8 protein-coding genes are annotated in these 15,134 nt (G+C 42.1%); 6 read left to right on the top strand and 2 right to left on the bottom strand.

The annotated features are described in order from the left end of the window. From O9295_RS13160 to O9295_RS13135, 6 genes are all read left to right on the top strand, one after another. Positions 1-495 (top strand): hypothetical protein (locus O9295_RS13160; protein WP_288033251.1); only part of this gene is annotated, 495 nt, incomplete at its 5' end. A gap of 140 nt (positions 496-635) precedes the next feature. Continuing rightward, positions 636-5,837 carry a DUF4347 domain-containing protein gene (locus tag O9295_RS13155; RefSeq protein WP_288033250.1) on the top strand — a complete coding sequence of 1,734 codons (5,202 nt, stop codon included), beginning with the start codon at positions 636-638 and terminating at the stop codon, positions 5,835-5,837. 796 nt (positions 5,838-6,633) lie between these two features. Next, positions 6,634-8,802, top strand: a complete 2,169-nt coding sequence (ppk1, locus tag O9295_RS13150) for a polyphosphate kinase 1 (RefSeq protein WP_288033248.1) — start codon at positions 6,634-6,636, stop codon at positions 8,800-8,802. A gap of 756 nt (positions 8,803-9,558) precedes the next feature. After that, the gene (locus tag O9295_RS13145) at positions 9,559-9,690 is read left to right on the top strand and encodes a hypothetical protein (protein WP_256378258.1); all 132 of its coding nucleotides are present in this window, start codon (positions 9,559-9,561) and stop codon (positions 9,688-9,690) included. A 106-nt stretch (positions 9,691-9,796) separates the two neighbouring features. Then, a complete protein-coding gene (locus O9295_RS13140) occupies positions 9,797-10,042 on the top strand; it encodes a hypothetical protein (RefSeq protein ID WP_002797524.1) in 246 nt (81 codons plus the stop codon). Between the two features lie 398 nt (positions 10,043-10,440). Next, positions 10,441-11,916 carry a bifunctional metallophosphatase/5'-nucleotidase gene (locus O9295_RS13135; protein WP_002762888.1) on the top strand — a complete coding sequence of 492 codons (1,476 nt, stop codon included), beginning with the start codon at positions 10,441-10,443 and terminating at the stop codon, positions 11,914-11,916. A 505-nt stretch (positions 11,917-12,421) separates the two neighbouring features. Here the strand turns inward: O9295_RS13135 and O9295_RS13130 are convergent. Together O9295_RS13130 and O9295_RS13125 are read right to left on the bottom strand one after the other, a co-directional pair. Beyond that, positions 12,422-14,146 carry a diflavin flavoprotein gene (locus O9295_RS13130; protein ID WP_288033246.1) on the bottom strand — a complete coding sequence of 575 codons (1,725 nt, stop codon included), beginning with the start codon at positions 14,144-14,146 and terminating at the stop codon, positions 12,422-12,424. A 337-nt stretch (positions 14,147-14,483) separates the two neighbouring features. Further along, the gene (locus tag O9295_RS13125; RefSeq protein ID WP_288033244.1) at positions 14,484-14,810 is read right to left on the bottom strand and encodes a hypothetical protein; all 327 of its coding nucleotides are present in this window, start codon (positions 14,808-14,810) and stop codon (positions 14,484-14,486) included. Positions 14,811-15,134 lie beyond the last annotated feature (324 nt).

Here is a 15,134-nt window from a genome sequence, read left to right as displayed (position 1 = left end):
GCGACTACTGGGAAGCTGCCACAACGGGAACAGTGGAAGTGGAAGTTAATCAGGGGATTGTATGAAAAGGAGTTCGAGAGAGAACAGATAATTAAACTGTTTGAAATCATCGACAATATGATGACTTTATCCCCTGAATTACAGTCAAGCTTAGAGAGTAAAATCAAACAATTTGAGGAGGAAAGAACCATGCCTTTAATGAGTAATATGGAGTTACGAGGAATCGAACGCGGTAAGGAAATAGGCAAGGAAATTGGGGAGTTACGAGGAATGGAACGCGGTAAGGAAATTGGTAAGGAAATTGGGGTGCTAGAAAAAAGCCGCGATGCCATAAAAACAGTTTTAACCGTGCGGTTTGGACAGATTTCTTCAGAAATTGAAGAGATAATAGGCAAAATGACTAACTCTACTATCTTAGAAGAGCTACTAAAATTAGCAGCTACCGCTAATTCTCTCGCAGAATTTAAGCAGTCTTTGGCAAGAATCCAATCCTAGAACAACCCAATATCTAGAAAACGGGTTTCTTTGAGAAACCCGTTTTCTTGTAATAAATGTTAATTTCTGTTACAGGTGTCTTGAAAAATTGGCCATTGTTATGCTAAAATTGTTAGCAATAAACTTTTGCTGTTACTGTCATGACTACCCCTCTTTTGCCCCTCCTTCCTGCTGTTGACGATGTTTTGTTCAATTTCGCTCAATCTGATGGCTTGAGTCAAGCTAATCGGGTGAATAGTGCGAGAAATCAGCGTTTAACCGCTACCGTAGTTTTCCTCGATGCTGGTGTTACCGATTATCAAACCCTCCAAGCTGGAGTAATTCCAGAAGTCGCCACCGTTATCCTCTCTCCCAATCAAGACGGAATCGAGCAAATCACCGCTTTTTTACAACAAAATCCCCAGATTACCACCATTCACCTGGTTTCTCATGGTGCGCCGGGATGCTTATATTTAGGGAATTGTCAACTCAATTTAACAAATATTTACGATTACCGCCAACAGTTACAGAATTGGGCAAAGATTAATCATATCCTACTGTACGGTTGTCAGGTCGCGGCGGGAGATGCCGGGACAGAGTTTATTAATAAATTGTCCCAAATTACTGGGGCAAAAATAGCGGCTTCCAGCAGACGGGTAGGAAATGCAGCCTTGGGAGGAAGTTGGGAGTTAGAGGTGAGTTTCCAGGCGATAAAGGGAGAGAATCAAACCTTTATTGAAACCTTAGATTTGTCGGATTTGCAGACATCTGGGGTTTTTCAGCCGGATATACTCAACACTTATCCCGGAGTATTTGCACCCACATTAGTAGGAGTATGGGATAGATTAAGCTATGCCTATGGGGTGACAGTAGTTGGTAATTATGCTTATGCTGTGGGGGACACCCTGGAGATTATTGATATTAGTAACCCCAGTAACCCGATTTTTAAGGGAAGTTATGATATTCCTTCTGGTTATCTAACTCCTGGTGTTTATATAGACCAAGATGTACAAGTAGTCGGTAACTATGCTTATGTAGCTGATGGAGGTTCAGGACTGCACATTATCGACATCAGCAACCCGACAAACCCCACCTTCAAGGGTAATTATGATACTTCTGGCAATGCTAGGGATGTACAAAGAGTGGGGAACTATGCTTATGTAGCTGATGGGTATTCAGGACTGCAAATCATCAACATCAGCAACCCGACAAATCCCACTCTCAAGGGTAATTATGATCCTTCTGGCGATGCTTTAGGTGTACAAGTAGTCGGTAACTATGCTTATGTAGCTGATTATCAGTCAGGACTGCAAATCATCGACATTAGCAACCCGACAAACCCCACTCTCAAGGGTACTTTTTCTGGCCGTGCTGAGGATGTACAAATAGTCGGTAACTATGCTTATCTAGCTGCTGATGGTTTAGGACTGCAAATAATCGACATCAGCAACCCGACAAACCCCACTCTCAAGGGTAATTACAATACTTCTGGCGCGGCTACTGGTGTACAAATAGTCGGTAACTATGCTTATGTAGCTGATTATGATAAAGGACTGCAAATCATCGACATTAGCAACCCGACAAATCCCACTCTCAAGGGTAATTATGATACTCCCAGCGTTGCTTTGGATGTACAAGTAGTGGGTAACTATGCTTATGTGGCTGATGGCAGTTCAGGACTGCAAATCATCGATGTGAGTGAGTTTACCAGTCCACAAACTGTTACTCTTTCTATTTCTCCCAGCAGTGTTGATGAAGACGGGACAGCTAATATGTCCTACTCCTTCACCCGTACCGGTGTAACCACTAATCCTTTAACCGTCAACTATACAGTCGGGGGGACAGCGACATTTAGCACAGATTACAGCCAAACTGGTGCAGCCAGTTATACAACAACCACAGGGACAGTGACTTTCGCCGCTAATTCTACCACTGCTACCGTAACAATTGATCCGACTGCTGATACTACAGTTGAAGACGACGAAACCGTCAGCTTAACTCTTGCTTCTGGGACTGGTTATACAGTAGGTACGACCACCGCAGTTACTGGAACAATTACCAATGATGATGCTAGTGTCACTCTTGCGGTTTCTCCCAGTAGTGTTACCGAACACGGGACAACCAACTTGGTTTACACCTTCACTCGTAGCGGTTCCACAACGAATGCTTTGACAGTCAATTATACAGTCGGGGGGACAGCTACTTTTAGTACAGATTACACCCAAACTGGTGCAGCGAGTTTTACCAGTACAACAGGGACAGTGACTTTCGCTGCTGGTTCAGCGAAAGTCACTGTAACCGTTGACCCCACTCCTGATACAACAGTTGAAAGTGACGAAACCGTTGCTTTAACTCTTGCTTCGGGTACGGGTTATGCAGTAGGTACGACTACCGCAGTTACGGGAACAATTACTACCCTAGCATTAGTAGGAGAATGGGATAATTTATTATACAGTGTCGGTGCTGTAGCAGTAGTCGGTAACTATGCTTATGTATTGGGGGATAAACTGGGGATTATTGATGTTAGTAACCCCAGTAACCCGACTTTTAAGGAAAGTTATAATTTTGGTGGTGAAGATATACAAATAGTCGGTAACTATGCTTATGTAGTAGGATTTTCAGGACTGCAAATCATCGACATCAGCACCCCCACTAGCCCCACTCTCATTGGCAATTATGATACTTACCCAAAGTTTCTTGTACAAGTAGTCGGTAACTACGCTTATGTAGCTGATAAATTTTTACTGCAAATCATCGACATCAGCGACCCGACAAATCCCACCCTTAAAGGCGAATCTGATTATTGGTCTCCGTCGTCGCCAGGGTTCGGTTATCCCGGCGGTGATATACAAGTAGTCGGCAACTATGCTTATATTGTCAGTAGCGGAGAGGTATTCATTCCTTTTCCTTTTCCAGACTATGAGGGTGGGAGTGCTAGTTCGTTTCCTGGACGACTGGACATCATCGACATCAGCAACCCGACAAACCCCAATTACAAGGGTGGTGTTGATCTCGATGATTTTGATACTTTTGATGTAGTGGCTAATGGTGTACAAGTAGTCGGCAACTATGCTTATGTTGTAGGAAATTCGGAACTGGACATTATTAATATTAGTAACCCCAGTAAACCGACTCTTGGGGCAAATTATGGTTTTCCGGGTAACGATATACAAATAGTCGGTAACTATGCTTATATCGCAGGAGGAGGACTGCAAATCATCGACATCAGCAACCCGACAAACCCCACCTTTAAGGGTAATTATAATACTTCTGGCTATGCTTGGGATGTACAAATAGTCGGTAACTACGCTTATGTCGCTGATTATGATTCAGGACTGCAAATCATCGACATCAGCAACCCAACAAATCCCACTTTCAAGAGTAATTATGATACTTCTGGCGATGCTTTAGGTGTACAAGTAGTCGGTAAGTATGCTTATGTGGCTGATGGGTATTCAGGACTGCAAATCATCGACATCAGCAACCCCACAAACCCCACTCTCAAGGGTAATTATGATACTTCTGGCAGTGCTGAAGATGTACAAATAGTGGGGAACTATGCTTATGTAGCTGATGGCAGTTCAGGACTGCAAATCATCGACATCAGCAACCCGACAAATCCCACTCTCAAGGGCAGTCATAATACTTCTGGCTATGCTAATGATGTACAAATAGTCGGCAACTATGCTTATGTAGCTGATGGCAGTTCAGGACTGCAAATCATCGATGTGAGTGAGTTTACCACTGTGGCAACAAGTGTTACTCTTTCTATTTCTCCCAGTAGTGTTAGTGAAGACGGGACAGCTAATATGGCCTATACCTTCACCCGTAGCGGAGTAACAACTGATGCTTTAACGGTTAACTATACAGTCGGGGGGACAGCTACTTTTAGCACAGATTACACTCAAACCGGTGCAGCAACTTTCACCAGTGCAACAGGGACAGTGAATTTCGTTGCTGGTTCAGCGACTGCTACCGTAACTGTTGACCCCACTGCTGATACCACAGTAGAAAGTAATGAAACTGTTGCTTTAACTCTTGCTTCTGGGACAGGTTATACAGTTGGGACAACTACCGCAGTGACTGGGACAATTACCAATGATGATACCAATGTCACCCTAGCGGTTTCTCCCAGTAGTGTCAATGAAGACGGGACAACTAACTTAGTCTATACCTTCACCCGTACAGGAGTAACAACAAATGCTTTGACAGTAAATTATACAGTTGGGGGAACAGCGACATTTAGCACAGATTACACTCAAACCGGTGCAGCAACTTTCACCAGTGCAACAGGGACAGTGAATTTCGCTGCCGGTTCAGATACTGCTACCGTAACTGTTGACCCCACTGCTGATACAACAGTAGAAAGTAATGAAACTGTTGCTTTAACTCTCGCTGCGGGGACAGGTTATACAGTTGGGACAACTACCGCAGTGACTGGGACAATTACGAATGACGACTTTTTCCAACTCTCCATCAATGACATCACCGTGGTCGAAGGTAAAGATAATCATGCCATCCTCACCGTCACTGTCAATAACCCCAATTCACAACCAATTAGCTTCAACTATACCACTGGACCCATTGATGCTACCGCCAATGTAGATTACACTAGCCGGACAGGAACCCTCACCATTGCGGCGAATACTTCCACCGCTACTATTAGCATTCCCATCCTCAATGAACCTGATGAAGCCTTTACAGTAACCCTCTCCAATCCGGTTAATGCTACCATCAATCCCGAAGGAGGAATAGGAGAAGTTATCATTACTGATACTTGGCAAACCAGTCTCACTCGCACCTTACCCAACAATGTGGAAAACCTCAGACTAATTAGCAGTAATAATGTTAATGGTACAGGTAACGCTGGTAACAATAAAATCACCGGAAATAGTGGTATTAATCAAATCAATGGAGGTGCGGGAATTGATAATTTAACCGGTGGTTTAGGTGCAGATACTTTCATCTTCCAATTTGGTCAATCCACCGTATCCGCCAGCGATCGTATCACAGATTTTGCCATCAATAGTGATAAAATCGACTTATTAACTCAAGGTGGAACTGCCATGAATGCGCCTAGTAGTTTCAGTCGCGCTGCTGATAGCACTGTCACCACTTTACAGAATTTAATCAATCAAGTATTTACTGATGCCAATGGAGCCACTACAGGTAATCAAGAATTAGGGGTTAATAGTGCCGCCTTAGTGCAAGTAACAACTGGTGCAATAGCTGGAACTTACCTCGTTATTAATGATAGCACGGCTGGCTTCCAATCCAGCAATGATTTATTAATAAATATGACTGGATTTACTGGTACTTTGCCAGCTTTAGGGAGCATTCCAGTGGGTAATTTCTTTATCTAAGTGTCTAAGCTCTCCTTCTAAGTCACCTAGAAAACGGGTTTCTTCGAGAAACTATTTAGAAACCCGTTTTCTTTGAGAAACCCGTTTTCGGCAAACGCCTATTTAGAAACCCGTTTTCTTTGAGAAACCCGTTTTCTGGACTTTAAGAAAAATAAGTTGGATTTAAAGTTTTAAGGATTAAAGTTTGGTAAGTTGATTGACAAAGAGAAGCTGTCAATAAATATTGACGAATTAATTAGGGCTTGCTGAATAAATGTGAAATGTAGGCACTTCATCAGCCCGCGTCCTGTAGGGGCGAAGCATTCGGATAGAAAATCTACGGTTTCACCGATAGGTTATTGCCCGAATGCTTCGCCCGTACTTTTTGCCGCAAGCCCTATATACACTAATGGTCAATTGGCAATCTAATCATCATCCTTATCAAATATTCTGATTTGGCTTATTGCCTTAAGTTTGAGATGATATATTTAACAAATCGGCTCGACTTTGTGTTATAATCAAAGCAAGGCTTTAAAGACGATATTCTCAGCAAATTATGCCTATTGTTCTTACTGGCACTCTAATTTCACTGAAAGATTAATTTAACCTTGATCTGTTGGGATTGATTTCTTAACCTTTTAATAAATTGATTTTTTCCCCGGTCAGGCTAGAATCAGTAGGATTAGCATCCAAGATAATCGGGGTAACTTTGGTTAATCTGGGGCAGTGTAGCCTAAAAAAACGCCCAAAATAGTCAAATTTAGGCTTAAGTGGCTTCTTACTAACTGTTTAATCTATTATTTAGGTATTAGACTCTATGGCTAAAGCTCCTAGCGTAACTTCCGAAATCGATCTTAAAGATTCGCAATATTACTTTAACCGAGAATTAAGCTGGTTAGAATTTAATCATCGCGTGCTTTATGAGGCACTTGATCCTCGGACTCCCCTACTGGAAAGATTAAAATTTACCGCCATTTTTTGTGCCAATCTCGACGAATTTTTTATGGTACGGGTGGCAGTTCTTAAACAACAGGTAGAGGCAAATGTAGCCGTTTTAAGTGCCGATGGCAGGACTGCCTCAGAACAGCTAACCGAGATAAGTAAACGTCTGCGTCCCCTTGTGCAACAGCAGGATCATCTTTTTGAACACACCCTGAAAAACCTCTTAGTAGAACAGGGAATTCATCTGATTAACTATGTAGATTTACATCAAGAACAGCGCAATTATCTCCATGATTACTTTGAACAAAATATTTTCCCCGTTTTAACTCCCCTAGCGGTGGATCCTAGTCATCCTTTTCCCTATATTTCTAATCTTAGTCTCAATTTAGCCGTAGTCGTCCGCGATCCCGACACCGATAAAGAACTATTTGCCAGGGTGAAAGTACCGCAGGTTTTCCCCCGTTTTCTGGCATTACCCAAGGAATTACGCCACCAAGACGGAAAAGCTTCGATTTGGACGGGAGTACCCCTTGAACAGGTGGTAATGCACAATTTAGAGGCACTTTTCCCCAGCATGATCATTCAAGAATGTTATCCTTTTCGGGTGACGCGCAACGCCGATATCTCCGTCGAAGAAGATGAGGCCGATGATTTATTATTAGCGATCGAGGAAGAAGTACGCAAGCGCCGCATCGGTAAATCGGCAGTACGTCTGGAAATTCACAGTTCTACCCCTAGCAATATTAAAAACCGGATCATGCGCGATCTCGGACTTGAGGAGATCGATGTTTACGATGTGGATGGACTGCTGGGACACAAAGATTTATTTTATTTTATGTCTTTACCCTGTCCCGAACTGAAAGATCCCCCTTGGAATCCCGTCACTCCACAGGTTTTACAGGGATTGCGAGAAATAGTTGACGGTAACGAAGACGGTATCCTAGAACAGGATGGCGAAGATATTTTTACTTTAATTCGCAATAACGATATTCTCGTTCATCACCCTTACCATTCCTTTAGTGCCTCAGTACAACAGTTTATCGCCCAGGCTGCCCATGATGCCCATGTTTTAGCGATTAAAATGACTTTGTATCGTACTTCCGGGGATTCCCCGATTGTCAATTCCCTGATTGCAGCCGCAGAAAATGGTAAACAGGTAGCGGCGTTAGTGGAACTAAAAGCTCGCTTTGATGAGGAAAATAACATTACTTGGGCGAAAAAGCTCGAACAAGCCGGAGTTCACGTTGTTTATGGCTTAGTTGGTCTAAAAACCCATACGAAAGTGGTTCTCGTGGTCAGAAAGGAAGGGGATAAAATCCGTCGTTATTTCCATATTGGCACGGGTAACTATAACCCAAAAACAGCTAAATTATACACTGATTTGGGTTTACTTAGCTGTCGCGAGGATTTGGGGGCAGATATCACCGATTTATTTAACTTTCTGACCGGATACTCCCGTCAGCAATCCTACCGCAAACTTTTAATTGCTCCGGTGAGTTTGCGAAAACGGATGTTAGCAATGATCGATCGCGAGGCCAAAAACTGTAAAAATGGCGGTACGGGGCGCATTGTCGCAAAAATGAACTCTATTGTCGATAAACCGATTATAGAAGCTTTATACGCCGCTTCTCGTGCCGGTGTGCAGATTGACTTAATTATTCGCGGCATCTGTTGTTTACGGCCCGGATTGCCAGAAATAAGCGAAAATATCCGAGTAATTAGCATTATCGGCCGCTTTTTGGAACATTCCCGCATTTTTTACTTTTACAATGATGGTCAGGAGGAGGTTTATATTGGTAGCGCCGATTGGATGACGCGGAACCTGACTCGTCGCGTGGAAGCAGTGACACCCATCGATGAACCAGCGATCGCCAAGGAACTGGAAGAAATTCTCGGCATTATGTTGTCAGATAACCGGCAAGCATGGGAATTACAATCCGACGGCAGTTATATTCAGCGTCGTGCTGCCAACCAGGGACAGGAAAGCAGTACCCATGTAATTTTGATGGAAAAAGCCCTTAAATCTGCGGGTGTTAGTCCATAGGAACAGTTATCAGTTAGGGACCTGCGTAGGAATAATATCCCAGCCAGACAGTCGCTCTGTAGAAGAATCAGACAAGCCATAAATGGTACATTATCAAAGCGCAAGTCCCTTATCAGTTATCAACATTTTTCGCGGGTTAGACACAATGGCTGAAAATCTAGAGTTTTCGTTGAGGTGCGTCGATGCCTTGTCCAGTAAGGCTTTGAGCCTCATGACCGAGGTGACTATTGAAAATTATTATTAATTATGGCTTATTTTTCAGTATCCCACGAAAAATTGCTGTACAATCCTTGCACAGCTTAGTTTTGCCAAGCTAGTCTTGCTTCCAATTCGTGAAGCGTATGAATGGAAACGATTCCAGCTTTAGCTTATCTAGTGTGCAAAAACTAGCTTCTTGCTTCCAATTCGTGAAGCGTATGAATGGAAACCACTCATTTGTTGGCTAAGTCCGTTGAAATTCTGGGCTATACTTGCTTCCAATTCGTGAAGCGTATGAATGGAAACACCTCGAAGGTCAAAGTTTGATTGCGTGTCGTCGCTTCAACTTGCTTCCAATTCGTGAAGCGTCTGGATGGAAAAACGAAAGTTACCTGGCTGCGACAACACATATAATGAAAACGTCGATCGAGTCAATTAAAAAAAATTCCCAGGCGAGCTTGCTTCTAATTCGTGAAGCGTGTGAATGGAAACAATGTGTAGGGTTAATTCATGAATTAACCCTACAATTTTTTTACTTCCAATTAGTGAAGCCTCTGAATGGAAACATACCCAAACAACATCCGTCCGCTACAATATTTCTCGGATAATGCCCCTAACGTAGGGGTGGGGATTGTCCTAGCGGGAAAACCCCACCCCTACCCTAGCGGCGATCTAGCTATTTCCTCCTAGAAGAGGCTAAACACAAGGACGCTGAGTGCCTTTTTGTTAATCTATTGCCGATATTTCACGGGAACTATTTGTTAGGATCGAAAAATCTTTACGTTCAGCTACAACCATGAGCGTTCTTGTCAAACCCTCTAGCCTGATTCCCAAAGGATTGCGGGTACAACAGATTAATAATCTCACCCTATTCAAATTTACAGATGAACTGGGCGATCAGATGCAGACGCTTCTTGACAAGAAAAAAGCTGATGATCTCACCCCGGAGGAAGTCCTTGAGCTAGAAGCGATTGGCGAACTCGACCAAATTTTCAGCTACATCAACGCTGTCATTGCCGCCAGAGTAAATGGTCATTCCTAAATCGCTCCACCATATTGTTCGACAACGCGCTAGGTTTCAGTGTGAATACTGTCACTATCCCGAACTCCTCAGTGATGCTCTCACCCTGTTTTTACATTGGCGCAAGTCATGCTATATTATGGGCTGTGGCTCTTCGTTACTTGGCATGATTCCATCAGGGGGCATAAATCGAAGCAATGTCTTTCTGTGTAAGGGTTTTATCCTTTATAACCCCCCTCCATTGCATAACACAAACCGAAGAGCCTAAACTGCTAAAAGCTGAACTTTTTCTGGATCGGCTAGAAGAAATCACAAACCAAGCTTCTGACGGTATTCAGAAAGCCAAGCTTTAAACCGTTCGCAGTACCCAAATCAAACTATCTCTTTCATTTAATCAACTCAAACTACTGGAGAGGCTCATGGTTGAAACTACAACAAAACTCAAAAAGTTTACGATTTTACATTCCAATGATATGCACGGCGACTTTTTAGCGGAGGCTAAAACTGGACAAGGTGGTTTGATCGGCGGGTTATCATTGCTTTCTGGTTATATCAATCAAGTGCGTCAAACGGAAAAAAATACACTTTATGTTATTTCAGGTGATATGCTTCAAGGTTCGATGATTGATACCGAATTTAAAGGCTTATCAACCATGGAAATCATGAATTACCTAGCACCTAATGTAGTGACTTTAGGAAACCACGAATTAGACTATGGCTTTCCTCATTTGCTCTTCTTAGAAAAAATGGCAAACTTTCCTATTGTTAATGCCAACTTGTACATTAAAAAGTACGGTAAAAGGTTGATGAACCCCTATATCATCCTCAATGTAGATGGATTTGATGTTATGTTCATTGGTATTGTCACCGAAGAGGTTCTTAGTGCCTTAAAGCTGGACAAAAGCATTGGTACATTTGTTGGACTAGAAGATGCAGCGGCTGAAGTTGGTAAGATCTGTAATACCTACAAAAATGAAGATATTGATTTGACAATTCTCCTAACTCACATTGGTTTTGAAGAGGATCAAAAGTTAGCGGCTATGTTAGACCCTGAGTGGGGGGTGGACATGATCATTGGTGGACATTCTCATACACTTTTAGAACAGCCTGCCCAAGTAAACAACATTTTAATCACCCAGGCCGCCGTTGGGACTGATCAGATCGGACGTTTCGATATTACAGTAGACGACGATACGAACAGCATTGTCGAATGGAAATGGGAGCTTATTCCTATTAATGATCAGGTAGCTAGTCCTGACGTAGATTTGCAAAATTTTATCAATACCTACAAAGAACAAGTAGATCGCAAGTACAATCGTATTGTTAGCCGTTTAAATCGTCAATTGACTCATCCCGTGCGCGAACAAGAAACTGAGTTAGGTAATTTAATCGCTGATATCTTCTTAGAAATAGATACGATTGATGTCGTGCTTGTCGGTAGTGGTTCCATACGAGGTAAAGAATTAGGGCCTGTGGTCACTCTTGAAGATCTTAAGAAGGTTTATCCGTATGATGGTTCTCTTTATAAAATTAAAGTTACTGGAGCGCAACTGACAAAGGTATTTACCCATTTTCTGCGCCCAGAAAACAGAAAGCCTGGGGAAAGTCAATGTTATCAAATCAGCAAAGGTGTTCGAGTAGTTTATAACAATACTAAGAAAGCAATTGAATCTTTCAGTATTAATGAACAACCTGTAGAGGCTGATCGTTTATATGTAATCTGCGTGCAAGATTATCATTATCAAAATTCGCTGAAGAGTTTGAATCTCACGCCTGAAGAAATAGCTAACGCTAAAGTTGTTACTACTTCAAGCCAAGGTGTTCTTGAAGAATATTTAAGTACTCATCAACTCCTTGACGGTCAGGTGGAAGGACGCTGGACTTTTGTTAACTAGAGTTTATGACTCTACCCAATTCCTGAAGCGTCTGAATGGAAACTTAGGCACGATTAGCAAATCCAACAATGTTTGAAACTTGCTTCCAATTTGTGAAGCGCCTGAATGGAAACGATGTGTAGGGTTAATTCATGAATTAACCCTACAATTTTTTTACTTCCAGTTCATGAAGCGTCTGGTACTAAATTCGGTTATTAAAGACTGATTATCTATTCCCATTTTGCCGTTCGGCTATCCTGATATGTAGCCTATAATCAACGGATTTAGTCTCAGTTATCAGTTATCAGTGGGTAAGTAATCAGTGATCAGATGTGCTACTAAATCCGGTTATTAAAAACTGATTATCTATTGCTCCTTTTGCCTATTGCCTATTGCCTATCCTGATATGTAGCCTATACTTAACGGATTTAGTATGACTAACTGGTTGAGAGGTTAAACCATCTCAAAAGCTGAGAGTAAGCATCTTGATCTGTATTTTCTCAACCAGTCAAATCAAGCAAGAATCCTAATAATAATTACCGACTTTGCGATGGTGAACAGCCGTTAAACTATCAGGTTTAGAAACGCGACCATCGGCGACTTTATTGTAAACAATCCAGTGGTCAGCACATTCCATGCGACTAACTACCTCACATTCTAAATAAGCGAGAGCATCGGCTAAAATCGGCGAACCATTATTAGCGGTGCGAGTATTGACTCCTGCAAAACGATCTTCCCCCGGTCCGAAACGTTTTAAAAAGTGTTTCATCAGGGTTTGATAATTGCCTTCTTCCAGAATATTTAAAATGAATTGATCCCCCACTTGCAGTAAAGACTCGATCGCCCGATCTTTGGCCACAGCAACGGTAAAACCGGGAGGATCAAAACTTGCTTGAGTCACCCAAGAAGCGACCATTGCCCCGCTTCTGTCTCCTTTCTTGGTGGTAATAATATATAAACCACCGCTAATGCGTCCGATGGCTTTATCGAGGTCAGTATCGAGGGATTTTCTTTGTTTAACTTTTACCTCTTGGGTTAATAGTTGTCCCATATCTGTCCCCGCTTCTTCACAGCGTTGATAGAGACTCTCGTTAGGAGTTTCTGTGCTACGAATGGGATCGAAAGCTTTGGTTAAGCCAACTTCACGAAACTTATTAAATAGAGGTAAAATCGGTTCATCATCATCCCCTTGAGATTCAAACATTCCGAGGTATTGTTTGGGGTTAACCGAGGCGAGAATTGTGCCTAGATTCCCCGTAATTTCTTGGGCATGAATACCAGAAACGGGGGGAGTACCGATGACGATTCCCACCGCGGAAGAAGCTAATTCTTTTACCTCTTGGGGATCGGCGGATTTCAGGTCTAGAGTTTCTACGGCCACACCGGTTTTAGTAATACCTTTGGCAATAGATTGACAGAGGCGATCGCTATAACCATAATCGGAAACATAGAAAACTGCAACGGTTTTTTCTGCCTTAGTTTGTGCCTGACTCCAATCACGATAATGGGTCAATAATTCAGTAACATTATGTTTTAATAACGGTCCATGACCATTAGCCACGAGATTAATATTACCTAGGGGTTCCATCCGTTTCATCGCCGCTAGTACGGAACGAGCATTAGGAGCCATTAAACATTCATAATAGAAACGATAATCCGGTTCAATAGCACTTAATTGCTCATCGTAGAGATCATCGGAACAGTAGTGCATTCCGAAGGCATCACAGGTAAATAAAATTCCCGAACCGTGATCGTAGGTAAAAATAGTATCAGGCCAGTGTAAATTAGGAGCATTAACGAATTCGAGAATGTGACCGTTGCCTAGGTCTAACTGATCGCCATTTTTGACCAGTTGACGTTGAAAGGGATGATGAACTAAATTCTCTAAAAACTGAATTGCTACTTTCGACCCAACGACGGTAATATTGGGAGCGAGTTGCAATATATCTCTGACTAACCCACTGTGATCGGGTTCGGTATGACTGATAATTAAATAATCGATTTCTTGGGGGTTAATTAATCCGTTGAGACTATCAAAATATAGTTGACGGAATTTTTCGTGAGAGGTATCCACAAGGGCGATTTTTTCCCCACGAATCAGATAGGAGTTATAAGTCGTACCGTTTTGTAATCCGAATTCAATATCGAAGCGATCGCGATCCCAATCGAGGGAACGAATAGCGGTAGTGTCTGCGGTGAGATCGGCCACCTGCACGGTGAGACGTTTTGTTTTGACTGGTGTAGCAACCATCGAACCCCTCCTTATTGTTAAGTTTTTTATACTTTGTCTCTATTGTGCCACGAGGAAATAAGATATGGGGATTTATTTTCCCATAATTACTGATAACAGTTATCTTAATGGTCAGGTAGGAGTCGATCGTCGATACCGAATTAGCTTATACTTCATCTTTATGAGAAAAGCTCTCTATCGATCTGTGTGGGGAAATGGGTCTTATACATTCCAGTCAAATTAAATTTGAGGCGTTGCTGATTTCAGATATGAATCTTCTTTTCTGGGATTTTTAAAACCTAGACCCAAACTAACTTTTGGATACGATTGAACGCCTTTATTAGCTGTCACCTTCTTTTTAACAGTTCATATTTATCCCCCAATGTGACAATTGGCGGTCTTTGTAGGCAAGGGTAAAACTGGATAAATAATCTTGACCGTCTAAATCGAGATTAAAGGCAGAAAAGCAGACCCACAGACTACGTTTATCAACGGCGACAGAGCGACTAAAAATTTTACTGAGAGTATTGACGGTCAGTCCAGTTTGTTGGCTAAGAATGTCTAAGGTGCAGCGAGTGTTTTGTTTTATTTCCCAATTCACTTTAGCACGGTGCAGTTTTTGGTAGCCGATAGAGGTTAGGATTACGCCGCGCTGACGAGAGGATTTACCCTTTGACTGTTCCATAAGTTACCTCATCAACATAGAGATTAGCAGAATTTTCCATTATGGTAATCAGTGGGGATACAAAAAATTACTTTTTTAACAATATTTAAAGTTTGCGCTAGGAGTCAGGATTTTAACTAGGTGAGATCACCGATGATTCTCCTTGAACAGTTATTATGTACTTAACCTATAGGAGTCCATCGTTATTTAGGGTTTGCTGAATAAATCTAAAAACCTTGTTGGATAAGGCTTTTAGACTTTTTTTCCCTGAAAAAGTGCCTACCATTGGAGTGATTGGGGGGAAAATTTAGGGATTTTTTCCCTGAAAATTAGGTAATTGACCAC

The organism is Microcystis sp. LE18-22.4A, assembly GCF_027531105.1.
Lineage (GTDB): Bacteria > Cyanobacteriota > Cyanobacteriia > Cyanobacteriales > Microcystaceae > Microcystis > Microcystis aeruginosa.
The sequence above is the reverse complement of the archived record's forward strand: the minus strand, read 5'-3'. Positions and strand labels throughout refer to the sequence as shown.

What these genes read in the sequence shown, in the direction of transcription:
- O9295_RS13155 (WP_288033250.1), top strand. Translation starts at nt 636, where the DNA reads ATGACTACCCCTCTTTTGCCCCTCCTTCCTGCTGTTGACGATGTTTTG.
- ppk1 (WP_288033248.1), top strand. Translation starts at nt 6,634, where the DNA reads ATGGCTAAAGCTCCTAGCGTAACTTCCGAAATCGATCTTAAAGATTCG.
- O9295_RS13145 (WP_256378258.1), top strand. Translation starts at nt 9,559, where the DNA reads ATGGAAACATACCCAAACAACATCCGTCCGCTACAATATTTCTCGGAT.
- O9295_RS13140 (WP_002797524.1), top strand. Translation starts at nt 9,797, where the DNA reads ATGAGCGTTCTTGTCAAACCCTCTAGCCTGATTCCCAAAGGATTGCGG.
- O9295_RS13135 (WP_002762888.1), top strand. Translation starts at nt 10,441, where the DNA reads ATGGTTGAAACTACAACAAAACTCAAAAAGTTTACGATTTTACATTCC.
- O9295_RS13130 (WP_288033246.1), bottom strand. Translation starts at nt 14,146, where the DNA reads ATGGTTGCTACACCAGTCAAAACAAAACGTCTCACCGTGCAGGTGGCC.
- O9295_RS13125 (WP_288033244.1), bottom strand. Translation starts at nt 14,810, where the DNA reads ATGGAACAGTCAAAGGGTAAATCCTCTCGTCAGCGCGGCGTAATCCTA.